The following is a 24,080-nucleotide window of genomic DNA, read 5'->3' on the forward strand; positions in this document are numbered from 1 at the left end:
GACCACTTCGCCTGGTGAGCTGTGCGCTGGGACACACGGGACAATCCCCACGCACGGGATTGACCCCGATCATGACTCGATGAGGAGTGCGCGTTGAGCAACGAGAGCCTGGCCAACCTGCTCAAGGAGGAGCGGCGCTTCGCCCCGCCGGCAGAGCTCGCCGCAGCCGCCAACGTCACCGCGGCCGCGTACGCGCAGGCCTCCGAGGACCGCCTGGGCTTCTGGGCCGAGCAGGCCCGCCGCCTCACCTGGGCCGTGGAGCCCACCGAGACGCTCGACTGGTCCAACCCGCCGTTCGCCAAGTGGTTCGCGGACGGCAAGCTCAACGTCGCGTACAACTGCGTCGACCGTCACGTCGAGGCGGGCAACGGCGACCGGGTCGCGATCCACTTCGAGGGCGAGCCCGGCGACAGCCGCTCGATCACCTACGCCCAGCTCAAGGACGAGGTCTCGCAGGCCGCCAACGCGCTGCTGGAGCTCGGCGTCGCCAAGGGCGACCGGGTGGCGATCTACCTGCCGATGATCGCCGAGGCGGTCGTCGCGATCCTGGCCTGCGCCCGGATCGGCGCCACCCACTCCGTGGTCTTCGGCGGCTTCTCGGCCGACGCCGTCGCCTCCCGGATCCAGGACGCCCAGGCCAAGCTGGTCATCACCGCCGACGGCGGCTACCGCCGCGGCAAGCCGTCCGCGCTCAAGCCCGCCATCGACGAGGCGCTGACCAAGGCCGACGGCGTCGAGCACGTCCTGGTGATCCGCCGCACCGGCCAGGAGGTCTCCTGGACCGAGGGCCGCGACGTCTGGTGGCACGAGATCACCGGGCGTCAGTCCACCGAGCACACCCCCGAGGCGCACGACGCCGAGCACCCGCTCTTCATCCTCTACACCTCGGGCACCACCGGGAAGCCCAAGGGCATCCTGCACACCTCGGGCGGCTACCTCACCCAGGCCAGCTACACCCACCACGCCGTCTTCGACCTCAAGCCGGAGACCGACGTCTACTGGTGCACCGCCGACATCGGCTGGGTCACCGGACACTCCTACATCGTCTACGGCCCGCTCTCCAACGGCGCCACCCAGGTCATCTACGAGGGCACCCCGGACACCCCCCACCAGGGCCGGTTCTGGGAGATCGTCCAGAAGTACGGCGTGACCATCCTCTACACCGCGCCCACCGCGATCCGGACCTTCATGAAGTGGGGCGACGACATCCCCGCGAAGTTCGACCTCTCCTCGCTGCGGGTGCTGGGCAGCGTCGGCGAGCCGATCAACCCCGAGGCGTGGGTCTGGTACCGCGAGCACATCGGCGGCGGCAAGGCCCCCATCGTGGACACCTGGTGGCAGACCGAGACCGGCGCCATGATGATCAGCCCGCTGCCGGGCGTCACCGAGACCAAGCCGGGCTCCGCCCAGCGCGCCCTGCCGGGCATCGCCGCCACCGTCGTCGACGACGAGGCCAACGAGGTCCCCAACGGCTCCGGCGGCTACCTGGTGCTCACCGAGCCGTGGCCGTCCATGCTGCGCACCATCTGGGGCGACGACCAGCGCTACATCGACACCTACTGGTCGCGCTTCCAGGGCCGGTACTTCGCCGGTGACGGTGCCAAGAAGGACGAGGACGGCGACATCTGGCTGCTCGGCCGGGTCGACGACGTCATGCTCGTCTCCGGCCACAACATCTCGACCACCGAGGTCGAGTCGGCCCTGGTCGGCCACCCGGCCGTTGCCGAGTCCGCCGTGGTCGGCGCCGCCGACGCCACCACCGGCCAGGCCATCGTCGCCTTCGTCATCCTGCGCGGCACCGCCACCGACAGCCCCGAACTGGTCGAGGAACTGCGCGCGCACGTCGGCCGCACGCTCGGCCCGATCGCCAAGCCGAAGCAGATCAAGGTCGTCGGCGAGCTGCCGAAGACCCGCTCCGGCAAGATCATGCGCCGCCTGCTGCGCGACATCGCCGAGGGCCGCGAGGTCGGCGACACCACCACGCTGGCCGACAGCTCGGTGATGAGCCTGATCCAGTCCCAGCTGCCGCCCGCGGGCAGCGAGGGCTGACACCCCGTCGAACGACGCGGTGCCCCGGGCGGTCGTGACCGCCCGGGGCACCGCTGTCCGCTACCGGCGGCGTGGAACCCCCCGCACCTCACGGCGCTTCGCGCGGATCCGCTTCGGCATGATCACTCCCCCTGCGACCGGCGCTCGGTGACCAGCGTGCGCAGGGTGTCGTACGCGCTCTGGGCGAAGCTCCGGCTGCGCAGCGGCAGCGTGCCGGCCATCACCGCCAGCCCCACCTGCGCACGCGGGCTGAATCCGACGAAGGTGGTGAACCCCCGGGTGAATCCGGCGTGGTAGACCACCTCGTCGTCGAACTCCCGGTCGGTGCCACCCGAGGCAGCGGCCACCATGGCACCGATACCGTCGCCGACACCACCGACACCACCGACACCACCACCGACACCACCGACACCACCGACGCCACCACCGACACCACCGACGCCACCACCCGTGACGCCGCGCGGACCGTCACGCAGGTCGTCGCCCGAACCGCCACGTGGGTCGTCGCCCAGCGGGCTGCCGGCCGGTTCGGCCGCCGGGCGGCCCGCTTCCGGAGCCGTCGGGACCGAGCGGTGGTTCCAGCCCAGGCAGATCCGTGCCCCTCCCCGCCGCCGATCCACTCGCGGGCGCCGGACCTCGCCCAGCGCCGTCCGCAGCACCGAAGCGTCGGCCCGGGCGGGCAGCGGGACGGCGTCCAGCGCCAGATGCGCCTGCAGATAGCGGAGTATGTCGTCCGCCGTGGAGCGCAGCGCCGAGGCGCCGGGCAGCGCGGGCAGCCGGAAGGACGGGACGCGCCGGCCGCGCCGGTATCCGGCGGCGTCCTCGCGGCCCGGGCCGCAGGAGGTGTCCACCAGGCCGAGCGGCCCGCAGACCCTGGCCTCCAGCAAGTCCTCGTAGCGCTGCCCGGCCGCGTTGGCCAGCAGCAGTCCGAGCAGCCCGAAGCCGAGGTTCGAGTAGCGCACCTGCGTGCCCGGAGTACCGCGGACCGGGGTGCGGGGCAGCGCCCCGAGCAGGTGGGCCGGGCCGAACGTGGCGTAGGGGCTGGTGAACCACCGGGGGGCCATCGCCGGCAGCAGTCCGACCGGCAGCCGGGGCAGTCCCGAGGTGTGGGTGGCCAGGTGGAGCAGGGTGATCGGCCGCTCGCGCGGGTACCCGGGCGCGGCGCCGGCGGGGAGGTAACGGTCGATCGGGTCGTCGTAGCCGACCTCGCCGCGGGCGGCCATCTCGGCGAGCAGCAGTCCGGTGAAGGTCTTGGTGACGGAGCCGAGCGCGAACCGGGTGTCGGCGCGGACGGGGCGCTCGCTGGAGCGGTCGGAGTGGCCGCGGCAGGCGACGGTCCGTTCATCGCCGCGGATCACCACGACGGCGGAGCCGCTGCCCGGAGCGGCGGCACGGAACAACGGGCGGAGCAGACGACCGAGTTCGGGGCCGGGCTCGGTGGCGGTCGCGGTCGCGGTGGCGGTGGCGGTGGCGGTGGCGGTGGCCGGAGCAGCGGCGGCGACAACGGGGTCGGCGGCGGCGGGGGCGTACGTGGAGCCGTTCACCGGTCAGCGCTCCTGCGGAGCGGTCGGTCGGACGGCAGGGGCCAGTAAGAGGGGCGGTCTGGGCATCGTCAGGTCTCCACAGGAGGGCAACGGGGAATCGCGCCACCCGATCGGGTGGCACTGCGATCGACGATAGGGAGGCGTTCACCCGTCTGCACGCGGCCGACTCCATTCGGGTGCCGCGGCCGAGTGCAGCACGGGACACCAAGGCGTACGTCCTGAATTATGACAATGCGGATATCCCACTCCGGTTCCGGCTAGACTGTCAAAGACGCAACAAGATCTCCTCCGGGAATCGGTCGCGTCACAGGGCGCGCCGGGAAGTCTGGTCGGCACTGCACCACAGGTGCATCCGTACACCGTTCCCCCGCCCGAGGAGGTCCCCGCGTGACCGACCAGCAGCCCGTCAACGAGCCGACCCGGCGACGCCAGTTCCTCGGCAGACTTCCCCTCCCCGAGCGGACCTACATAGCCGACGCCCTGCGCACCGAGACCGTCGGTGGCGTGCTGCTGCTGATCGCTGCCGTCGTCGCACTGATCTGGGCCAACGTCTGGCCGGCCGCGTACGAGAGCGTCCTCGACTACACGATCGGGCCGTCCACGCCGCTCCACCTGGACCTCAGCCTGGGTTCCTGGGCCAAGGACGGTCTGCTGACCATCTTCTTCTTCGTCGCCGGCATCGAGCTCAAGCGCGAGTTCGTGGCGGGCGAGCTGCGCAGTCCCAGTGCCGCGATGCTGCCGGTCATAGCCGCGGTCTGCGGCGTCGCCCTGCCCGCGATCATCTTCGCCCTCGCCAACTCCGGCAGTGGCGGCCACCCGGGCGGCTGGGCGATCCCGACCGCGACCGACATCGCCTTCGCACTCGGCGTGCTGGCCGTGGTCGGCACCCATCTGCCCTCCGCGCTGCGGGCCTTCCTGCTCACCCTCGCCGTGGTGGACGACCTGATCGCGATCCTGATCATCGCCGTCTTCTACAGCTCCGGCATCAAGTTCTGGGCGCTGGGGCTGGCCTTCGCCGGCCTGGTCCTGTTCTGGTTCCTGCACCGGCGCGGTGTGCACGGCTGGTACCTGTTCGTCCCGCTCGCCTTCGTGATCTGGGCGCTGATGCACGAGAGCGGCGTGCACGCCACGGTGGCGGGCGTCGCGATGGGCCTGATCCTGCGCTGCCACCGGGTGGGCGACGAGAAGTACTCCCCCGGCGAGCACATCGAGCACCTCGTCCGACCGCTCTCGGCCGGGTTCGCCGTCCCCGTGTTCGCGCTGTTCGCGGCCGGGGTGGCGATCTCCGGGTCGGCGCTCGCCGACGTGTTCACGCAGGCCACCCCGCTCGGGATCGTCCTCGGTCTGCTGGTCGGCAAGACCGTCGGCATCTTCGGCGGCACCTGGCTGGCCGCCCGCTTCACCCGCGCCGAGCTGAATCCGCAGCTCAAGTGGGCCGACATGTTCGCGGTCTCGGTGCTCGCGGGGATCGGCTTCACCGTGTCCCTGCTGATCAGCGAGTTGGCCTTCCCCGACGACGCCGACCTCGCCGACCTCTCCAAGGCCGCCGTGCTGGTGGGCTCGCTGCTCTGCGCGCTGGTCGCCACCGTGCTGCTGAAGCTGCGCAACCGGCACTACCGGGAGCTCTGCGAGGAGGAGGACCGCGACGTGGACGGCGACGGCATCCCCGACGTCTACCAGCAGGACGATCCGGCCTGGCAGGCCCGGGTGGCGGAGGCGGCCCGCCGGTCGGCCGAGAGCGACCCCGGCGGCCCCGGCGGCACCGGACCGGGACCCGGCTCCGGCGCCGCCCGCTGACGGCCCGCCGGCGGGTACGAGGCGGCGGGCGGCCGAAGGCGGCGGCCCCCGGCATCACCCCCGGCGGCCCGCCCCGCCCGACGGAGCGCGCCCGCCACGGCCGGGCGCGCTCCCCCCGAACGGGACACGTACCCCGGGCGGGGCCCCGGAGTGGTGTGCGACTGACCGGTAGGGGCATGATTCTGAGCTGTCGACAGTCCACAGACGCCGCCGGCCGCCCCGATCCCCGGAGCGGTCCCCGATGACGGCCCCCGGAACGACCGGGAGCCGCACCGCCCGGCGGCGTCGTGCCGCACAGCCGCAGAGGAGAACCGCTGATGCCCGCAGGAGCCGCAGACCCGTCCAGCAACGGCCGGGCGCCCTACGAGGGCGAGCGTTCGGTGGGGCAGCTGTTCGCGGCGGCCACCACCGACCTGTCCGCCCTGGTCCACGACGAGATCGCGCTCGCGAAAGCGGAGCTCCGCGCGGACGTCAAGCGCGGCGTCTCCGGGGGTGTGTCGCTGACGGTCGCCGGCGTGGTGGCGCTGGCCGCGGTGCCGATGCTGAGCGCGGCGGCGGCGTACGGGATCCACGCCCTGGGCCTGTCGCTCGGCTGGTCGTTCCTGATCGTGGCCGGCGCGTACCTGCTGCTGGCGCTGCTGCTCGGGCTGCTGGCGCTGCGTTCGTTCAAGCGGATCGAGAAGCCGCACCGCACCATCGAGGGCGCCCAGAAGACCGCGGACGTGCTCAAGAACGCCCGCCCCCGCCCGGCCACCCAGGAGGAGATCGACCGGGCCCTCGGCCGCATCCCGTAGGCACCGACCGAAACGCCCCACGCCCCCGGCCACCTCGCGCTCATCCACCCCGCGCCCGGTGGCCGGGGCGCGTCCGGTGCGGTCCGCTCCGGTCCCGTCCGGTGCGGTCGGGACGCCCCGGGAGCGAGTGCCGAGCACGTACCCGGCGCGCCGATGTGACACGCTCTCGGTATGCCGCTCGACCAGAAGCCCGTGCCCGCGCAGCCGTCCGCCAGCTCCGGCCCCGACCGCACGCCCGGTCAGGACGGCGTCGACCACGGTCAGGACGCCGCCGAGGGGGCCGTCGAGGCGCCAGGGGCGGGCGAGGACGGCTCCACCGGGGTCGTGCCCGCGGCGCCCTGGGACGTCCGGCAGGCGGGTCCGTGGAAGCACCGCGACCTGGCGGCCAACGGTGCCCGGTTCCACATCGCCGAGCTGGGCGAGGGCCCGCTGGTCCTGCTGGTGCACGGCTGGCCCGAGTACTGGTGGGCCTGGCGCCACCAGCTGACCGCGCTCGCCGAGGCCGGCTACCGGGCCGTCGCGCTGGACCTGCGGGGCATCGGCGGCAGCGACCGCACCCCCCGCGGCTACGACCCGGGCAACCTCGCGCTGGACATCACCGGCGTGATCCGCTCGCTAGGCGAGCGCCGAGCGCACCTGGTGGGCCACGCCTCCGGCGGCACGCTGTCCTGGGTGGCGGCGGTGATGCGGCCGTCGGTGATCCAGAGCCTCACCGTGGTCTCCGCCGCGCACCCCCGGGACCTCCGCCGGGCGCTGCTGACGGACCGCCGCCAGATGGCCGCCTTCGAGCACGTGCTGGGCTTCCAGCGGCCGTGGATACCGGAACGCCGCCTGGTCGCCGACGACGCCGCGCTGGTGGGCCGCTACCTGGACGCCTGGACGGGACCGAACCAGCTGGACCGGGCGGCGGTGGCCGCGTACCGGCAGGCGATCCAGATCCCCAGCACCGCGCACTGCTCGATCGAGCCGTACCGCTGGCTGCTGCGGTCGATGGCCCGCCCGGACGGCATCCAGTTCGCCCGCCGGATGAAGAAGCCGATCACCGCGCCCACCCTGCACGTCCAGGGCGCCGCCGACCCGGTGCTGCTGTCGCACACCGCGCTGGGCGGCGGCGAGTACGTGGCCGCTCCGTACCGGTGGCGGCTGCTGCCCGGGATCGGGCACTTCCCGCACGAGGAGGCGCCGGAGCAGTTCACCGCCGAGCTGCTGGACTGGATCGGCCGCCACAAGGACTGAGAGCCTCCGCATCCGGGCACGGAAGCGGAGCCCAACTCCCTTCATATTGCGCTCATATGACAAACGCATAGGCCATGTTGACGACACCCCGGGCGGTTATCCCGGCCGACCCAGGGGCATCCATTGCGGTATGACCTGGATGCCCGATCACGGCAGCGCTCCGCGCAGCCGACGCCACAACAGCTCGCAGAGGTCCGGCCACCGCCCCGACTGGGCGGACGACCTGGGTCACGACGGCACCGACCGCCGCCGGAGCACGGCGCAGCGGCAGCTCGGCATCCCGCGCATCCTCGGCCGCCGCGCCCGCTGGGTGGGCGCGCGGCTACGGCGCGAGAGCTGAGCCTCCGCGCCGGGGCGGCGCGAACGAGAACCGGGGCCGGGCGCGGCCCGGCCCGACCCGACAGTCCGAGCGACCGGCGACCCCGCGGCCGGTCCGGTTCAGCGACCGGACCGGCGCGGCGGTCGGCCCGCCCGGGTCAGTTCACCCACGTCGGTGACACCGCGGTGAACCAGAGCAGCACGAAGGTCGCCACCGACATGATCGGCACCAGCACCTTCGTCTCGACGCTGTTGCCGCTGCGCTTGATCAGCACCACCTCGTAGCGCTCCTTGTGCGGCCAGAGCAGCGGCGCGCCCTTCTTCGTCAGGCAGTCGCCCAGCAGGTGCGCCAGCGCGCCCAGCGCCACCGCGTACGGCAGCCAGCCGGGGGCGTTCGGCATCCAGCTGTTCATCCCGGCGGTGCCCAGCGCGGCGAGGCCGATGATGGTGATCCACGCCGTCGGGCCGTCGCCCGGCGGGTGCAGCCGCAGGGCGCGGATCGCGAGCGCCAGGAGGAAGAACGTCATGCCCAGGGTGAAGTTCCGGCCCAGGTAGGTGACGCCGGCCCAGGTGCCGCCCCCCATCAGCGCGACGAACAGCAGCGAGTGGGTGGCGTGCCGGTGTCCGCCGGAGATCCAGGACACCAGGCGGCAGAGCAGCCGGGAGACCGGACCGAGGAAGTTGGCGATCGTCCCGTCGTGGTGGTCGAGGTCCGGGAGCAGGGCGGCGCCGGCGCAGAGCACCGTGCCCATCAGGATGTCCGCCGGCTGCAGGGTGGTGTCGAGCAGCAGTGGCGGCAGGAACGGTGCCGAGGCCGCGTACAGCATCGCCCCGCTGACCGCGTGCGAGTGACCCATCATCGGACGCCGCCGACCTCCGCTCGGCCCACCCCGGGACGGCCCCCGGTTGAGCCGAACGGGTGAGCGCGGCCGACGCTACCAGCCGGGGCCGACAACGCGGCGGACATCGGACACACCGGTGGCCCACGGCCAGGTCGGATCGGGCGGGTCGGGCGGGTCGGGCGGTCCAGCCAAATCCGCGCGGCCGGGTCGCAGCGGCCGGATCGGAGCGGGCAGGTCCTGGCCGGCCGACACGAGAGCGACGGCCGGCCGCGTCAGAGCGCGCAGCCCTGCGTGTCCACCCGGGTCGCCGCGGTGCTGCCCTTCTCGGCGTCCTCGCGCACCTCGGCCGCGGTCAGCACGTACCCGGTGTCCGCGCTGTCCAGCGACTTGGCGAAGACCACGCCGAAGACCTGGCCGTCCGGGGTGAGCAGCGGGCCGCCGCTGTTGCCCTGGCGGACCAGCGAGCGCACCGAGTAGACGTCGCGGACGACCTGGCCGCGGTGGTAGATGTCCGGGCCGTTGGCCTGGATCCGGCCGCGGATACGGGCCGGCTGGACGTTGAAGGCGCCGTTCTCGGGGAAGCCGGCCACGATCGCGCTGTCGTTGGTCTTCGCCTCGCCCGCGAAGGAGAGCGCGGGGGCGTTCAGCTTCGGCACGTCCAGGATCGCGATGTCGCGCTGCCAGTCGTAGCGGACGACGGTGGCGTCGTAGAGCTGGCCGACGCCGCCGATCTGCACGGTGGGCTCGTCGACCCCGCCGACCACGTGGGCGTTGGTCATCACCCGGTGCGGCGCGAACACGAAGCCGCTGCCCTCCAGCGTCTTGCTGCAGGCGGTGGCGGTGCCGACCACCTTGACCAGGCTCTGCTTGGCCTTGGCCACGGCCGGGCTGGCGGCCAGCGCCGGATCGGGGGTGTCGACCTGGGTGATCGGCTCGTGCTCGAAGGGGTTGAAGACCTGCGGGAAGCCGTTGCGGGCGAGCACCTTGGAGAAGTCGGAGAACCAGTTCGGCGCGTCCGAGGGCAGCGTGTCCTGGACGCCGCCGAGGATCGCCGAGGTGCGGACCTGCTTGGAGACCGTGGGCAGGGAGGTGCCGGCGAGCGCCGAGCCGATCAGCCAGGCCACCAGCAGCATCGAGATCACGTTGACCACCGCGCCGCCGGCGGCGTCCAGCGCCTTCGCCGGCCGGCGGTCGATGTGGCCGCGCAGCTTCCAGCCGAAGTGGGTGGTGACCGCCTGGCCGACCGCCGCGAGCACGATGACCACCACGACGGCCACCACCGAGGCGGTGGTGCCGGGGCTGAGGTGGTCGAGCAGCAGCGGGAGCAGCTGGACGGCGATCAGGCCGCCGCCGAGGAAGCCGAGGACCGACATCACGCCGACCACGAAGCCCTGCCGGTAGCCCGACACGGCGAATCCCACGGCGGCGGCGATCAGCAGCAGATCCAGGACGTTCACTCCGACACCCTCCCACGGCGGGCGCCGGGGCCACACAGTCGGGCGTTCACGTGGTCCTGGCGTCGCCGCTCAGCAGCGCCCGGGAGCGGTCGCGGTCACCCTGCACCAGCGCCAGCGCCTCGTCCGAGAGGTCGACGATCCGGGTCTGGTCCCAGGGCAGCTCCAGGCCGCTGTGGTGCAGCACCCGGTCGATCACCCCGGCGGTGAAGCCCCAGACCAGCCGGCCGCCGACCGCGAAGGCCGGCCCCAGGTGTCCGGACGGGTGGCGCAGCCGGACCCGGTTGGCCGGGTCGGTCAGCTCGGCGATCGGCACCCGGAACACCGCGCCGGTCTCGCCCGCGTCCACCGGACGGACCGGTGACTCCTCGCGCCACCAGCCGAGCACGGGGGTGACCACGAAGCGGCTGACCGGGATGTAGAGGGCGGGCAGGGCGGCGAAGACCTGCACCCCGGACGGGTCCAGGCCGGTCTCCTCCCAGGCCTCCCGCAGCGCCGCCACGACCGGGCCGGAGCCCTCGGGGTCGCCGTCCTCCGGATCCAGCGCGCCCCCGGGGAAGGAGGGCTGCCCGGCGTGCGAGCGCAGCGACCGGGCCCGTTCGATCAGCAGCACGTCGGGGCCGGTCCCGCCCTCGCCGAAGAGCATCAGGACGGCCGCGGCGCGACCGCCCTCGGCGGGCGGCAGGAAGCGGCTCAGCTGCTCGGGCAGCACCCGCTCGGCGGCGTCCCGGACCGGCTCCAGCCAGGACGGCAGGCCGTCCCGCTCGATCCGTCCCGGCAGGGCCTGCCCGGGCCCCCGGTCGTGGCCGTGCGCCGTCACTCGGCCACCGCCAGGTCCGCGACCTCGCCCTGGTGGGCGGCGGCGTCGGCCCGTGCCGCCGCCTCGCCCGGGTAGTCCGCGGGCGGCCTCAGCCGCTGGCCGGGGTGGCCGCCCATCTCGTACTTGAGCAGCTTCTTCGCCTTCTCCGGATCCGTCTCGCCCTCCCCGTAGGAGGGGCAGAGCGGCGCGATCGGGCAGGCCCCGCAGGCCGGCTTCTGGGAGTGGCAGATCCGCCGCCCGTGGAAGACCACCCGGTGCGAGAGCATCGTCCACTCCGACTTCGGGAAGATCTCCGCGACGGCCGCCTCGACCTTGACCGGGTCCTCCTCCGCCGTCCACCCGAACCGCCGGGCCAGCCGCCCGAAGTGGGTGTCCACGGTGATCCCGGGCACGCCGAACGCGTTGCCGAGCACCACGTTCGCCGTCTTGCGCCCCACCCCGGGGAGGGTGACCAGGTCGGCCAGCCGGCCCGGGACCTCGCCGCCGAACTCGTCCCGCAGCGCGATCGAGAGCCCGATCAGCGACTTCGCCTTGTTGCGGAAGAACCCGGTCGGCCGGATGACCTCCTCCAGCTCCTCCGGCACCGCCGCCGCCATGTCCTCCGGCGTCGGGTACTTCGCGAACAGCGCGGGCGTCGTCTGGTTCACCCGCAGGTCCGTCGTCTGCGCCGACAGCACGGTGGCCACCAGCAGCTCGAACGGGTTGTCGAAGTCCAGCTCGGGGTGCGCGTAGGGGTACAGCTCCGCCAGTTCCCGGTTGATCCTCCGGGCCCGCCGCACCATCGCCAGCCGCGACTCCGGCTTCCTCGGCTTCACAGCCACCTTCACCGCCGGCTTGGCTGCGGCCTTCCGGACCTTGCTCTCTGCCATGCAGGAAGGCTACGCCGAACAGCCCTGACCCCGCGGGCGATCAGCCCTCGACGCGGGGCCGCGGACGGTTCGGACGCCCCCTGCGCGGCGCCCGGTCAGGACGGCCCGCAGGGCTGGTCCGCCGGCGTGCGCGGCGCCGGCGGCGCCGTGGGCGCGGGAGGCACCGCGGGCCCCGCCGGTGCGGCCGCCACGGCCGGTGCGGCGCGGCGGTCGCGGCGGGCGGGGGCGAGGGCGCCGAGCATCACCGCGGCCGTCACGGCGAAGGCGGACGGGTAGCCCAGCGGACCGGCGAGGACGCCGAAGGCCACCGCGCCGACGCCCATCCCCGCGTCGAAGGCGACGTTCCACAACGCCGTGACGGCGCCGAAGCCGGCCTTGGAGACCCTCGCGTACATCAGGGTCAGGGTGGCGTTCTGGGCCGCGCCGAAGCCGATGCCGAACACCGCCGCGCCGGCCACCACGGCGACCGCGCTGCCGGTCAGCGCGATCAGCAGGGTGCCCGCGGCGCAGAGCAGCAGCGCGGGCAGCACGAGCCGCTCCGGTCCGTGCCGGTCGCCGTACCGGCCCGCCGCCCAGCGGGCCGCCGTCGCCGAGGCCGGCTGGACGAACAGGGCCACCGCGGCGAGGCCCGCGGACCCGGTCGGGACGGCCAGCGGCAGGAAGGTCACGATGATCCCGGCGGCCAGCGCGGTGGCGCCGAAGACCACGGTCGGGCGGCGCAGCCCGGCCGACCGGAAGCCGGCCACCACCCCCACCGCCGGCTCGGCGGACGGTTCGCGGTCCGGCAGCCCGGGGACGGCGGCGATCGCGGCCAGCGCCACGGCGCCGGCGGTCACGGCCACCGGGGTGTAGCCCACGTGGGCCGCCAGCCAGACGCCCAGCGGCAGGCCCAGCAGCGAGGGCACGCCCGAGACCACGCCGACCAGCGCCAGCCCCTCGCCGCGCCGCTCGGCCGGGATCAGGGCCGCCGTCAGCGCGCCGCCGGCGACGATGGTGAAGGCGAAGCCCAGCCCGCGCACCAGGCAGACCGCCGTGATCCAGACGAGGCCGCCGTCGACGGCGGTCAGCACCAACGCGGGCGCCCCGAGCAGCAACAGGCCGACCGCCAGCACCGAGCGGTAGCCGAAGCGGACCACCAGCCGGGGTGTGGCCAGTTCGCCCAGGACGGTCGTCAGCATCAGCGCGCCGGTCGCGAGCCCGGCCGCGTTGCCGCCCCCGGTGGACTCCTCGGCGTAGAGCGGGACGACGGAGAGCAGCAGGTTGAACCCGGTCGAAGCGCCGAGGATCGACACGAAGCGCAGCAGCAGCGGCCGGGTGACCAGCCGGGGGCGGGTGCCGGGCGCGGTCCGGGAGGGTGCCGTCGAGGTCATATGACGGACCGTAGGCCCGAACCGGCCGGTTCGTAAGATCCGTACCGGCCGCTCCGGACGGCCGCCACCATCGCGGTCAGGGGCAGCCGACGACCTGGCCGGCCCAGGAGAGGCCGCCGCCGAAACCGAGCAGCAGGGTGGGGGTGCCCGCGGGCACCTCGCCGCGCTCGACCAGCTTGGACAGCGCGAGCGGGACGGAGGCGGCCGAGGTGTTGCCGGACTCGACGACATCGCGGGCGACCACCGCGCCGGGCACGCCGAGCCGGTCCACCACCGCCTCGATGATGCGCAGGTTGGCCTGGTGGGTGACCACCGCGCCGAGGTCCGCGGGGGTGATCCCGGCCCGCCGGCAGGCCTCCTCGGCGATCGGGGCCAGCGCGGTGGTGGCCCAGCGGTAGACGGTCTGGCCCTCCTGACGGAACTTCGGCTGCCAGCCGTCGTCCAGCCGGACGGCGTGGCCCCGGGTCGGGTCGGAGCCCCAGACCACCGGCCCGACGCCCCGCCCGGTCGGATCGTGGCTGAGGACCGCCGCACCGGCGCCGTCACCGAGCAGGACGCAGTTGGAGCGGTCCGTCCAGTCGGTGACGTCGCTCATCCGCTCGGCGCCGATCACCAGGGCGTGCCGGGCGGCCCCGGCCCGGACGGCGTGGTCGGCGGTGGCCAGCGCGGTGCAGAAGCCCGCGCAGCCGTTGTTGACGTCGAAGCCGACGGCCGAGGGAATGCCCAGCCGGCCGGCGACCTGGGTGGCGATGCTCGGGCAGCGGTCCCTGGCCGAGCAGGTGGCGACCACCACCATGTCGATCTCCTCCGGCGCCAGGCCCGCCGAGGCGAGGGCCTTGCCGGCGGCGGCGGAGGCGAGGTCGGTGACGGACTCCGTGTCGGCGATGCGCCGGGTGACGATGCCGGTGCGCTGCCGGATCCATGCGTCGCTGGTGTCGACCAGCCGGGCGAGGTCGTCGTTGGTGAGGACTCGGGCGGGCTGGTGGTGGCCCAGGGCCGCGATCCGGGATCCCGACATGTCTGCTCCTCCGTGAGGGGGTGTCACGCCGGGCCTATAGCGTCCGAACGGTCGGACTCTATAGGCCCGAGGCTGGCTACACTGGCCCGGTGAGCCCGAGAAGATCCGTCGCCGACGCCCGCCGGACCCGCACCGCGATCCTGCGCCGGGGGCTGGACCTCGCCTCGGTCGAGGGCCTGGAGGGGCTGACCATCGGCCGGCTCGCCACCGACCTGTCGATGAGCAAGTCCGGCGTCCTCGGCCACTTCGGCACCAAGGAGGCCCTGCAGCTCGCCGTGGTCGACGAGGCCGTCGCCCTGTTCGTCCGCGAGGTGGTGCAGCGCGCGGCGGCCGCCGGCGCGCAGCCCGGGCTGCCGCGGCTGCTCGTCCAGTGCGAGGCCTGGGTCTCCTACCTGGAACGCGACCTGCTGCCCGGCGGGTGCTTCTTCACCGCCGTGACCTCCGAGTTCGACGACCGGGAGCGCGGGCCGGTCCGGTCGGCGGTGGCCGCCCGGAACGCCGTCTGGCAGCGCGAGCTGCGCCGGCAGACCGAGCTGGCGATCGCCGCCGGCCAGCTGCCCGCCGAGCCGGACGCCGAGCAGGTGGTCTTCGAACTGACCGGGCAGGTCCTGGCGCTCAACCACGCCCGCCGGCTCTACCGGGACGCGGCCGCGGCCGCCCGCACCCGGCGGGCGATGCGGCGCCTGCTCGGGCTGCCCGCCGCGGTCGACGGGCCGCCCGAGCTGGCCCCGCTCCCGGAGCCGGACGACCACTGAGGCCGCCCGGCCCGGGCCACCGGCACCTCCCCTGTGCGTGCCGGTGAGCTCCTGCCGGTCAGCGCTGGTACAGCGCGTCCAGCTCCCCGTAGCCCAGCGCGCCGGGCGCCCCGGTCACGGCGCCCGTGCCGAGCAGTTCGGCGGCGGCGCGGTGGGCGGCGCTGTACGCGGCCTCGGCCAGCCCGGTGCCGACGCTGATCCGCCGGACGCCGGTGGCGGCGAGCTCGGCGACCGTCGGCCCGCCCGGCCCCGTCATCGCGTTCACCGGCAGCGGGGACGCGGCGCAGAGCCGGGCCAGCACGTCGAGGTCCAGCAGGCCGGGGACGAAGAGGCCGTCCGCACCCGCCCGCGCGTACGCCGCCGCGCGAACCAGCACCTCGTCCAGCCGGCCCTCCTCCGGGCCGATCCCGAACAGGAAGACGTCCGTCCGGGCGTTGACCAGCAGCTCGGGCAGGCCCGCCGCCGCGGCCGCCGCCCGGGCGGCGGCCAGCCGCGCGGCCTGCTCGGCCACCGGGAAGAGCGGGCCGCCGGCCGCCGCCGAGTCCTCCAGGTTGACCCCGGCCGCGCCGGCCCCGACCAGCGCCCGCACGGTTTCGGCCACCTCGGCGGGGGCCGCCCCGTAGCCGCCCTCGGCATCGACCGTGACCGGCAGGTCGACCACGGAGGCGATCCGGCGGGCGGCCTCGGCCATGTCCGCCCGGCCGAGCTGCTGGCCGTCGCCGCGACCGAGCGACCAGGAGACGCCGCCGCTGGTGGTGGCGATCGCCGCGGCCCCGGCGGAGGCGATCACGGCGGCGCTGCCGGCGTCCCACGCGTTCGGCAGGACGAGCACCCCGTCGGCCACGAGCGCCCGCAGCCGCAGGGCCCGCTCGCGAAGCTCGGGGGTGGTGGTGCCGGTGGACTGGGAGGCGGACATGCGGGGTCACCGTCTTTCGGGCCGTGGACTCGTGGACTCATGGACTCGTCAGGACCGGATCCTGCGCGCCCGGCCGCCCGTGCTCCACTGATTAAGCCGGAGCCGAATCCTGGCGGCCCGCGACCGCCCCGACCCCCTGATGGACCTCGGCGCCCCCCGTCCCGGGCGCCCCCGCGCACCGGACCGCGCGCGCCCCGGCCGACCTGCGAACACCGCGGGAACACCGCGCCGGCCCCGGACACCGGCCGCACGCGTCACCGGCACCGCCCGCCACGCCGCTCCACACGCCCGCACGAGCCGCCCGCAGGCCGCTCCGGCGGTACGAATGGCCCCGCGCAGCACACCTCGGCGCACCCCCTCCTCATATGATCGGAGCGACATGCGCCATGCTTGGTGATGCAGAGCACTGTACGGAACTTGCGCCGACCGGCTTGATCGCCGGGCGGCCGAGAAGGAGGAAGCACGTGGACGACGTTCTGCGGCGCGCCGCACTCTTCGCGGCACTCGACGACGAACAGGCCGGCGAGCTGCGCGCTTCCATGACCGAGGTGACCCTCGCCCGCGGTGAGTCGCTGTTCCACGAGGGCGACCCGGGCGACCGGCTGTACGTCGTCGCCGAGGGCAAGGTCAAGCTACACCGCGCCTCGCCGGACGGCCGCGAGAACATGCTCGCCGTCCTCGGCCCCAGCGAGATGATCGGCGAGCTGTCGCTCTTCGACCCGGGCCCGCGCACCGCCACCGCGAGCGCGCTGACCGAGGTCAAGCTGCTGGGCCTCGGCCACGGCGACCTCCAGCCCTGGCTGCACGCCCGCCCCGAGGTCTCGATCGCACTCCTGCGCGCCATCGCCCGCCGACTGCGCCGGACCAACGACGTGATGTCCGACCTGGTCTTCTCCGACGTGCCCGGGCGCGTCGCCAAGGCCCTGCTGGACCTCTCGCGCCGCTTCGGCGTGCAGTCCGACGAGGGCATCCACGTCGCCCACGACCTCACCCAGGAGGAGCTGGCCCAGCTGGTCGGCGCCTCCCGCGAGACGGTCAACAAGGCGCTCGCCGACTTCGCCGGCCGCGGCTGGCTGAAGCTGGAGGCCCGCGCCGTGGTCCTGATGGACGTCGAGCGGCTCTCCCGCCGCTCGCGCTGACCCGGCCGGCCGGGGCCTCCGCTCCGGCCCGCCCGGCGCGCCATCGGTCCCACCGACGACGAGGGCCCGTCCACCGATGCGGTGGACGGGCCCTCGCGCGTGTCCGGTGCGGCTCCGGGCGGTCGGCCCGGCCGGCGGTCAGATCAGCCCGTGGTCCTCCAGGTACTGGAGCTGGGCCCGGACCGACAGCTCGGCCGCGGGCCAGAGCGCGCGGTCCACGTCCGCGTAGACCCGGGCCACCACCTCGTCCGCCGTCCGGCAGCCGGCCTCGACCGCGGTCTCCACCTGGGCGAGCCGCCCGGCCCGGTGCGCCAGGTAGTACTCGACGGCGCCGAGCGCGTCCGCGAGCACCGGCCCGTGGCCGGGCAGCACCGTGCGCACGCCGTGCTCGGTCGCCATGTTCTGCAGGTGGCGCAGCGAGTCCAGGTAGTCGCCGAGCCTGCCGTCGGGGTGGGCCACCATCGTGGTGCCCCGGCCGAGGACGGTGTCGCCGGTGAGGACCGCGCCGTCGGCCGGCAGGTGGAAGGTCAGCGAGTCCGAGGTGTGCCCGGGGGTGGCGACCACCCGCAGGTCGAGGCCGCCGACCTCCAGCCGCTGGCCGTGCGTCAGGCCCTCGGAGCCGAGCCGGTACGCCGGGTCCAGGGCGCGGACGTCGGTACCGGTCAGCTCGGCGAACCGCGCGGCGCCCTCGGAGTGGTCGGCGTGGCCGTGGGTGAGCAGGGTGAGCGCGACGCGCTTGCCCTGCTGCTCGACGGTGTCGATCACCCGGCGCAGGTGCCCCTCGTGTAGCGGGCCCGGGTCGACGACCACCGCGAGGTCCGAGCCGGGCTCGGAGAGCAGCCAGGTGTTGGTGCCGTCCAGCGTCATCGGCGACGGGTTGGGCGCCAGCACGCAGACTGCCCGGGGGGTGGCCTCGCCGCCGATGCCGGCGGCGGGGTCACCCGGGAGGATTCCGCTCACCGGCCGCTCCCGCCGAGTCGGCCGCCCTCGCAGATCCGGTCGAGCACGCGTCCGGGCAGTGCCCGGACGAGGGCGCGCAGCCCCGGTATGCCGTCGTCGACGACTGCGCCCTCGCAGGCGAGCGGGCGGGGGGTCAGGCTGCGGGCGGGCATCGCGCGCGCCGTCCGGCGAGCCACGTCGTTGTGGGTCATCGGGCGTCGATCCTTCCTCGGGCGGTGTCGGTTCATCGGATGTATCGGTTCATCGGTTCATCGGCTCGGAGGTTCCGGAGGCCGGGGATCCGGGGGCCGGGCCCCGGGTGCCCCGAGGCCGGGTCCTCAGCGGTCTTCGGGAAAGTCTCCATCGATGGTCAGCTCTTCATACCCCGACCATCGAACCGTCATTCGATCCCCCCGGACCTCGGCGGTGCCGAGGATCGGGTGCAGCGAACGCCCCGCCGCGGCCTCCAGCGCCTGCGCGGCGCTGCGCACCGGCAGCAGCTCCCGCAGCACGGTCACGGTGGGCGGCAGCATCCCGAACACGCCGTCCTCGTGGCCCCGGACGGCCTCGGCCGGAGAGAGCCAGGCGACCCGGTCGGCCTCGCCGACCTCCAGCGCGGCCCGCTGACCGGGCGGCAGGGCCGCGACGAAGAACCAGGTGTCGTACCGGCGCTCCTCGAACGCCGGGGTGACCCAGCGGGCCCAGCCGGCCAGCAGGTCGCTGCGGAGCAGCAGGCCGTGCTCACGGAGGAAGTCGGCGAAGGAGAGCTCGTGGGCCTCCAGCGCGGCGCGCTCCGCGCTCCAGTCCCGGGGTTCGGCGGTGCTGTCGGCGTCCGGGCCGGCCAGCAGGACGCCGGCCTCCTCGAACGTCTCGCGGACGGCGGCGCAGACCACCGCCTGCGCGGTCCGGGCGTCCACACCGAGCCGCTCGGCCCACTCCCGCAGGCCGGGCCCGGCCCAGCCGAGCTCGGCCTCGGCGTCGCGCGGGTCCACCCCGCCACCCGGATAGGCGTACATGCCCGCCGCGAACGCCATCGAGCTGCGCCTGCGCAGCAGATAGGCCTCCGGCCCGGTCGCCGTGTCCCTCAGCAGCACCACGGTGGCGGAGGGCCGGGGCTCCGGCGGGATCACCTCGCCGGACTCGACCGCCCGGATCCGGGCAGGCCAGCCGGGCGGCATCGGGAGCGTCGTTGCTCGCTGGTCCATGCCCGGATGCTAAGCGCACGAGGGCGGGGTTGGACAGGGCCGACCCCACCCTCGTGATCGGTCTCAGGCCTTGACCCGGACCTGCAGCTCGACCTCGACCGGGGCGTCCAGCGGCAGGACGGTGACGCCGACCGCGCTGCGGGCGTGCACACCGGCCTCGCCGAGCACCTGGCCGAGCAGCTCGCTGGCGCCGTTGATGACGCCGGGCTGACCGGTGAAGTCGGCGGCGGAGGCGACGAAGCCGACCACCTTCACGACCCGCTCGATCAGGTCCAGGTCACCGACCACCGACTTCACCGCGGCCAGCGCGTTGAGCGCGCAGATCTGCGCGAGCTCCTTGGCCTCCTCCGGGGTGACCTCGGCGCCGACCTTGCCGGTGGTCGGCAGCTTGCCGCCCACCATCGGCAGCTGGCCGGAGGTGAAGACGAACTCGCCCGAGCGCAGGGCCGGCACGTAGGCGGCGACCGGCGCGGCCACCGGCGGCAGGGTCAGACCGAGCTCGGCGAGCTTCTCCTCGACCTTGCTCATGCGTTCTTCTCCCGCTTGAAGTAGGCCACCAGCTGCTCCGGGTTCGGGCCGGGCACGACCTGGACGAGCTCCCAGCCGTCCTCGCCGAAGTTGTCCAGGATCTGCTTGGTGGCGTGCACGAGCAGGGGCGCCGTCATGTATTCCCACTTGGTCATGGCCAGACTCTAGACGAGCGGCGGGGGCGAACGGGGCGGCCTGCGGACCGGCGTGTGAGGTGGCCCACAATCCGGGCATGATTCAGGCCCGGCCTCCCCGATGCTCCCGGCATCCGGCGCGGTCCCTGGTTACCCTCGCGGGAGGGCACCTGCGCGGTGGCGGCCCTCGGAACGGCCCCTCGGCCCTCGGAGACGGACGGAGACGGAGCGTGGCACGCACCCCCGGCCAGGCGGCCCGGCGTGATCCCGACTGGGAGGGCGTCCGGCTGCACGTGGTCAGCGGCAAGGGCGGCACCGGGAAGACCAGCCTCGCCGCGGCGTTGGCGCTGGCCCTCGCGGCCGAGGGGCGGCGGACGCTGCTGATCGAAGTGGAGGGCCGGCAGGGGATCGCCGAACTGTTCGGGATCGCCGCACTGCCGTACGAGGAACGCCGGATCGCGTCCGTCACGCGCGCCCAGCTGGGGCTGCCCGGCAGGGGCGGCGGCGACGGGTCCGGCAGCGGCGAGGTGTACGCGCTGGCCATCGACACCGAGCAGGCGCTGCTGGAGTACCTCGACATGTTCTACAAGCTCGGACGGGCCGGGAAGGCGCTCCAGAAGGTCGGCTTCGTCGACTTCGCCACCACCGTCGCCCCCGGCGTCCGGGACGTGCTGCTCACCGGCAAGGCCTGCGAGGCGGCCCGGCGCAAGGCACCGGACGGGCGCCGCACGTACGACGCGGTGGTGATGGACGCGCCGCCGACCGGCCGGCTCACCCGCTTCCTGAACGTGAACTCCGAGGTCGCCGGGCTGGCCCGGTTCGGGCCGATCCACACCCAGGCGCAGGCCGTGATGCGGGTGCTGAAGTCGCCGGAGACCGCGGTGCACCTGGTCACCCTGCTGGAGGAGATGCCGGTGCAGGAGACCGTCGACGGCTTCACCGAGCTGCGCGAGGCCGGCCTCCCGGTCGGCGGGGTGATGGTGAACATGGTCCGGCCACCGGTGCTGGACGCGGCGGCCGTGGCCGCGGTGGACGGGGACCACCGCGAGGAGGTCGCGCTGGCCCTCGGCGAGGCGGGCCTCGGCGGGCGCTCGCGCAAGCCGGACACCGTCCGGGCGGCGGTCGACCCGCTGCTCGACCCGCTGCTGGAACAGGCCCGGGAGCACGCCGAGCGGGTGGAGCTGGAGCGCGAGCAGCGCGCCGACCTGCAGCAGCTGAAGCTCCCGAGCTACGAACTCCCGCTGCTGGGCGAGGGTGTGGACCTCGCCGGGCTGTACCGGCTGGCGGGCGAACTGAAGCGTCAGGGGGCGGCGTGAGCGGGAGTGCGAGCGGGAGCGGGAGCGGGAGTGCGAGCGGTGGTGCGAGCGGTGGTGCGAGCGGGAGCGCGAGCGGCGGTGCGAGCGGGAACGGCGGGCAGGACGGGCAGGGCGTGGGTGACAAGCAGGGCGCGGGCAGCGGGCAGGACACCGGCACCGAGCGGGGCAGCCACCTCGACATGGACCGGCTGATCGACGACCCGGGGACCAGGATCATCGTCTGCTGCGGCTCGGGCGGCGTCGGCAAGACCACCACCGCCGCGGCGCTCGGACTGCGGGCGGCCGAGCGCGGCCGCAAGGTCGTCGTGCTGACCATCGACCCGGCCCGCCGGCTGGCCCAGTCGATGGGCCTGACCGAGCTGGACAACACCCCCCGCGTCGTCAAGGGCGTCACGGGCGAGGGCGAACTCCAGGCCATGATGCTCGACATGAAGCGGACCTTCGACGAGGTCGTGCTGGCCCACGCCGAGCCCGAGCGGGCCCGGGCGATCATGGAGAACCCGTTCTACCAGTCCCTGTCGGCCGGCTTCGCGGGTACGCAGGAGTACATGGCGATGGAGAAGCTCGGCCAGCTCCGCGCTGCCGAGGAGTGGGACCTCATCATCGTCGACACCCCGCCGTCCCGCTCCGCGCTGGACTTCCTGGACGCGCCGAACCGGCTCGGGTCCTTCCTCGACGGCAAGGTGATCCGGATCCTGACCGCCCCGGCCAAGGTCGGCGGGCGCAGCGCGATGAAGTTCCTCAACGTCGGGATGGGCCTGCTCACCGGCACCCTGGGCAAGATCTTCGGTGCCCAGCTGCTGACCGACGTACAGACCTTCGTCAGTGCGATGGACTCGATGTTCGGCGGCTTCCGCGAGCGCGCCGACCGGACGTACCAGCTGCTCAAGGCACCGGGGACGGCGTTCCTGGTGGTGGCCGCGCCGGAGCGGGACGCGCTGCGCGAGGCGGCCTACTTCGTCGACCGGCTGGCCGCCGACCGGATGCCGCTGGCCGGGCTGGTCCTCAACCGGGTGCACCGCACGGGCGCCCCGCAGCTCACCGCCGAACGTGCGCTGGCGGCGGCCGAGGCCCTGGAGGAGAACGGCTCGGAGCACACGTCACCCGAGGCGGAGCTGCTCGCGGCCGGACTGCTGCGGCTACACGCCGAGCGGATGCAGATCATGTCGCGGGAGCGCCGCACCCGTGACCGCTTCGTCTCGGTCTACCCGGACGTGCCGATCGTCGAGGTCGCCGCGCTGCCCGGGGACGTGCACGACCTGGACGGGCTGCGCGCGATCGGCGACCGCCTCAGCGGCGCCGTGTAGCGCTCCGGCACCGGCCCCCGCGACGCCGCTCCCCCGTGGCGTCGCTCCCGGACCGTTGCCGTCCAGCTCGTGAACCGCCGTCGGGTGGCTGTCGCGCCCGTCGGCTCCGTAACCTGCCGGCCCCCGTGGGGCGCCGGCTCCGTACCCGGCCGTGCGGGCCGCTCAGCGCCGGATAGGTCGCTCAGCCCGCCTGGGCGTAGTCCGTCAGTATCACACCGGTGGCGAGGGACTCCTCGTACTCGGTACGGGCCGTCTCCAGCAGCCGCCGCCACGACATCACGGTCGGCCGCCGGCGCAGCAGCGCCCGCCGCTCGCGCTCCGTCATCCCGCCCCAGACCCCGAACTCCACCCGGTTGTCCAGTGCGTCCGCCAGGCACTCCGTGCGAACGGGACACCCGCTGCACACCGCCTTGGCGCGGTTCTGCGCCGCCCCCTGGACGAACAGTTCGTCCGGATCACTAGTGCGGCAGGCGGCCTGCGCACTCCAGTCGTCTACCCAGCCCATGCCGGCGCCGTCCTCTCCCGAATCGAGGCTCCCCCACGGCGGCAACGGCATATTCACCGTTGCCAGTTGAGGACGTTACGGAAGAACGACAGCTTGCAACAGCCCCTTCGGGCTCAATCTCGAATGACCCGATCGGACTATGGGTATCGGTCAGCTCACTCGTTGGAGTGATCGCAGGTCGCAAGCCTTGCCAAGAAACCCGGGGGAACTCTCGCCACGCGAGCCGTTACGGAGAGCCACCAAAAGGGGGTGGACAGCTGCCAACAGCTGCCTCAAAAACCGGCCAGAGAGGGGCAATTCGGGCAATCCTCATCACTCACAAGAGTGAGTGATGCTGACGCACCGAAGCTGTCGCAAGCTTGTGACAAGCCTAGGCGAACACCTGCCCCTATGTACGGGATTCGGCGACGTAGGGTTCTCCCCATGGCACCGAAGCGCCCCCAGGCACCCCAGCCCCCAGGCAACCCCGGAGCTCCGAGCGGCCGGCGCCGCGGGTCACCGCTCGACTTCGCGGGACACGGAGTGAAGTTCCTGGGGGTCAGCGTGCTCTCCGGAGTACTGCTGGCCGGCATGGCCCTGCCCGCCGTCGGCGCGCTCGGGCTGACCGCCAAGAGCACGGCGGAGAGCTTCGACGACATCCCCGACGACTTCAAGACCCCGCCGCTGACGCAGGCCACGCAGATCTTCGACGCCAAGGGCGGGCTGATCGCCAAGGTCTACGAGCGCGACCGCACGGTGCTCACGGCGGACCAGATGTCCCCCTACATGCGCCAGGCGCAGGTCGACATCGAGGACGCGCGCTTCTACGAGCACGGCGCCGTCGACCTCAAGGGCGTGCTGCGCGCGGTCAGCAAGAACGCGGAGAGCGGCACCGCCTCCCAGGGCGCCTCGACGCTGACCCAGCAGTACGTGAAGAACGTCAACGTGGAGAAGGCCGGCGACGACCAGGCCGCCGTCCTCGACGCGCAGCGCAAGACGCTCGGGCGCAAGGTCCAGGAGCTGAAGGTCGCGATCAAGTTGGAGGAGGACCTGACCAAGGACCAGATCCTCACCAACTACCTCAACATCACCTTCTACGGCCACCAGGCCTACGGGGTCGAGGCCGCGGCCCAGCGCTACTTCAGCAAGAACAACAAGGACCTCACCGTCGCCGAGGCCGCCACGCTGGCCGGCATGGTGCAGAACCCGTCGCAGTACGACCCGGTGCGCTACCCCGAGAACACGG

24 protein-coding genes are annotated in these 24,080 nt (G+C 73.8%); 10 read left to right on the forward strand and 14 right to left on the reverse strand.

Annotated features, from left to right (window positions below; genetic code table 11):
• Positions 1 to 93 precede the first annotated feature (93 nt).
• Positions 94 to 2,049 (forward strand): acetate--CoA ligase, encoded by a 1,956-nt coding sequence (gene acs / locus ABT263_RS16075; protein ID WP_352291058.1) that lies wholly within the window; start codon positions 94 to 96, stop codon positions 2,047 to 2,049.
• A gap of 122 nt (positions 2,050 to 2,171) precedes the next feature.
• Here the strand turns inward: acs and ABT263_RS16080 are convergent, their stop codons facing one another.
• The gene (locus ABT263_RS16080) at positions 2,172 to 3,593 is read right to left on the reverse strand and encodes a serine hydrolase domain-containing protein (RefSeq protein WP_352291059.1); all 1,422 of its coding nucleotides are present in this window, start codon (positions 3,591 to 3,593) and stop codon (positions 2,172 to 2,174) included.
• A 387-nt stretch (positions 3,594 to 3,980) separates the two neighbouring features.
• Here ABT263_RS16080 and nhaA point away from each other — a divergent pair, with 387 nt between their 5' ends.
• The 4 genes from nhaA to ABT263_RS16100 all read left to right on the forward strand — a co-directional run bounded on the left by nhaA (position 3,981) and on the right by ABT263_RS16100 (position 7,760).
• Positions 3,981 to 5,390 (forward strand): Na+/H+ antiporter NhaA, encoded by a 1,410-nt coding sequence (gene nhaA / locus ABT263_RS16085; RefSeq protein WP_352291060.1) that lies wholly within the window; start codon positions 3,981 to 3,983, stop codon positions 5,388 to 5,390.
• Between the two features lie 317 nt (positions 5,391 to 5,707).
• A complete protein-coding gene (locus tag ABT263_RS16090; protein ID WP_329488513.1) occupies positions 5,708 to 6,184 on the forward strand; it encodes a phage holin family protein in 477 nt (158 codons plus the stop codon).
• A gap of 171 nt (positions 6,185 to 6,355) precedes the next feature.
• The gene (locus tag ABT263_RS16095; RefSeq protein WP_352291061.1) at positions 6,356 to 7,420 is read left to right on the forward strand and encodes an alpha/beta fold hydrolase; all 1,065 of its coding nucleotides are present in this window, start codon (positions 6,356 to 6,358) and stop codon (positions 7,418 to 7,420) included.
• 130 nt (positions 7,421 to 7,550) lie between these two features.
• Positions 7,551 to 7,760, forward strand: coding sequence for a hypothetical protein (locus tag ABT263_RS16100; RefSeq protein ID WP_329488515.1), 210 nt, complete (start codon positions 7,551 to 7,553; stop codon positions 7,758 to 7,760).
• Positions 7,761 to 7,896: 136 nt separating this feature from the next.
• Here the strand turns inward: ABT263_RS16100 and ABT263_RS16105 are convergent, their stop codons facing one another.
• From ABT263_RS16105 to ABT263_RS16130, 6 genes are all read right to left on the reverse strand, one after another.
• Positions 7,897 to 8,598 carry a metal-dependent hydrolase gene (locus tag ABT263_RS16105; RefSeq protein WP_352291062.1) on the reverse strand — a complete coding sequence of 234 codons (702 nt, stop codon included), beginning with the start codon at positions 8,596 to 8,598 and terminating at the stop codon, positions 7,897 to 7,899.
• Positions 8,599 to 8,852: 254 nt separating this feature from the next.
• Positions 8,853 to 10,037 (reverse strand): MarP family serine protease, encoded by a 1,185-nt coding sequence (locus tag ABT263_RS16110; RefSeq protein WP_352291063.1) that lies wholly within the window; start codon positions 10,035 to 10,037, stop codon positions 8,853 to 8,855.
• Positions 10,038 to 10,083: 46 nt separating this feature from the next.
• Complete coding sequence (locus ABT263_RS16115) at positions 10,084 to 10,854, reverse strand: NUDIX hydrolase (RefSeq protein ID WP_352291064.1); 771 nt, start codon at positions 10,852 to 10,854, stop codon at positions 10,084 to 10,086.
• Positions 10,851 to 11,723 (reverse strand): endonuclease III, encoded by an 873-nt coding sequence (gene nth / locus ABT263_RS16120; protein ID WP_352291065.1) that lies wholly within the window; start codon positions 11,721 to 11,723, stop codon positions 10,851 to 10,853. The genes ABT263_RS16115 and nth overlap by 4 nt, the downstream gene beginning before the upstream one ends.
• A gap of 95 nt (positions 11,724 to 11,818) precedes the next feature.
• Positions 11,819 to 13,093, reverse strand: coding sequence for an MFS transporter (locus tag ABT263_RS16125; RefSeq protein WP_352291066.1), 1,275 nt, complete (start codon positions 13,091 to 13,093; stop codon positions 11,819 to 11,821).
• 76 nt (positions 13,094 to 13,169) lie between these two features.
• Positions 13,170 to 14,111 (reverse strand): beta-ketoacyl-ACP synthase III, encoded by a 942-nt coding sequence (locus tag ABT263_RS16130; protein ID WP_352291067.1) that lies wholly within the window; start codon positions 14,109 to 14,111, stop codon positions 13,170 to 13,172.
• An 89-nt stretch (positions 14,112 to 14,200) separates the two neighbouring features.
• Here ABT263_RS16130 and ABT263_RS16135 point away from each other — a divergent pair, with 89 nt between their 5' ends.
• Positions 14,201 to 14,866, forward strand: coding sequence for a TetR/AcrR family transcriptional regulator (locus ABT263_RS16135; RefSeq protein WP_352291068.1), 666 nt, complete (start codon positions 14,201 to 14,203; stop codon positions 14,864 to 14,866).
• 58 nt (positions 14,867 to 14,924) lie between these two features.
• On the opposite strand, the gene ABT263_RS16140 is transcribed toward ABT263_RS16135, so the two are convergent.
• On the reverse strand, positions 14,925 to 15,782 hold the full coding sequence (locus ABT263_RS16140; protein WP_352291069.1) for an isocitrate lyase/PEP mutase family protein: 858 nt from the start codon (positions 15,780 to 15,782) through the stop codon (positions 14,925 to 14,927).
• A 464-nt stretch (positions 15,783 to 16,246) separates the two neighbouring features.
• Here ABT263_RS16140 and ABT263_RS16145 point away from each other — a divergent pair, with 464 nt between their 5' ends.
• Positions 16,247 to 16,921: a Crp/Fnr family transcriptional regulator gene (locus ABT263_RS16145; protein WP_030392646.1), complete on the forward strand. Its 675-nt coding sequence runs from the start codon at positions 16,247 to 16,249 to the stop codon at positions 16,919 to 16,921.
• A 138-nt stretch (positions 16,922 to 17,059) separates the two neighbouring features.
• Here the strand turns inward: ABT263_RS16145 and ABT263_RS16150 are convergent, their stop codons facing one another.
• The 5 genes from ABT263_RS16150 to sp36 form a co-directional block, all read right to left on the reverse strand.
• A complete protein-coding gene (locus tag ABT263_RS16150) occupies positions 17,060 to 17,881 on the reverse strand; it encodes an MBL fold metallo-hydrolase (protein WP_352291070.1) in 822 nt (273 codons plus the stop codon).
• The gene (locus tag ABT263_RS16155) at positions 17,878 to 18,072 is read right to left on the reverse strand and encodes a hypothetical protein (protein ID WP_352291071.1); all 195 of its coding nucleotides are present in this window, start codon (positions 18,070 to 18,072) and stop codon (positions 17,878 to 17,880) included. The genes ABT263_RS16150 and ABT263_RS16155 overlap by 4 nt, the downstream gene beginning before the upstream one ends.
• 126 nt (positions 18,073 to 18,198) lie before the next feature.
• Positions 18,199 to 19,065 (reverse strand): NUDIX hydrolase, encoded by an 867-nt coding sequence (locus ABT263_RS16160; protein ID WP_352291072.1) that lies wholly within the window; start codon positions 19,063 to 19,065, stop codon positions 18,199 to 18,201.
• A 63-nt stretch (positions 19,066 to 19,128) separates the two neighbouring features.
• Positions 19,129 to 19,593: a RidA family protein gene (locus tag ABT263_RS16165; protein ID WP_329488529.1), complete on the reverse strand. Its 465-nt coding sequence runs from the start codon at positions 19,591 to 19,593 to the stop codon at positions 19,129 to 19,131.
• On the reverse strand, positions 19,590 to 19,748 hold the full coding sequence (gene sp36, locus ABT263_RS16170; protein WP_094743074.1) for a Sp36 family protein: 159 nt from the start codon (positions 19,746 to 19,748) through the stop codon (positions 19,590 to 19,592). Before sp36 ends, ABT263_RS16165 begins: the two co-directional genes overlap by 4 nt.
• Before the next feature lie 209 nt (positions 19,749 to 19,957).
• Here sp36 and bagA point away from each other — a divergent pair, with 209 nt between their 5' ends.
• Both bagA and bagB read left to right on the forward strand, forming a co-directional pair.
• A complete protein-coding gene (gene bagA, locus ABT263_RS16175) occupies positions 19,958 to 21,043 on the forward strand; it encodes an ATPase BagA (RefSeq protein ID WP_352291073.1) in 1,086 nt (361 codons plus the stop codon).
• 179 nt (positions 21,044 to 21,222) lie between these two features.
• Complete coding sequence (bagB, locus tag ABT263_RS16180; RefSeq protein WP_329492159.1) at positions 21,223 to 22,350, forward strand: ATPase BagB; 1,128 nt, start codon at positions 21,223 to 21,225, stop codon at positions 22,348 to 22,350.
• Positions 22,351 to 22,531: 181 nt separating this feature from the next.
• Here bagB and ABT263_RS16185 read toward each other — a convergent pair whose 3' ends face one another.
• Positions 22,532 to 22,855 (reverse strand): WhiB family transcriptional regulator, encoded by a 324-nt coding sequence (locus ABT263_RS16185; protein ID WP_033333275.1) that lies wholly within the window; start codon positions 22,853 to 22,855, stop codon positions 22,532 to 22,534.
• Between the two features lie 423 nt (positions 22,856 to 23,278).
• Here ABT263_RS16185 and ABT263_RS16190 point away from each other — a divergent pair.
• On the forward strand, positions 23,279 to 24,080 hold an 802-nt coding region (locus ABT263_RS16190; RefSeq protein ID WP_502885807.1), incomplete at its 3' end, for a transglycosylase domain-containing protein.

The organism is Kitasatospora sp. NPDC001603 (assembly GCF_040298365.1).
In the GTDB taxonomy this organism is placed as follows: domain Bacteria; phylum Actinomycetota; class Actinomycetes; order Streptomycetales; family Streptomycetaceae; genus Kitasatospora.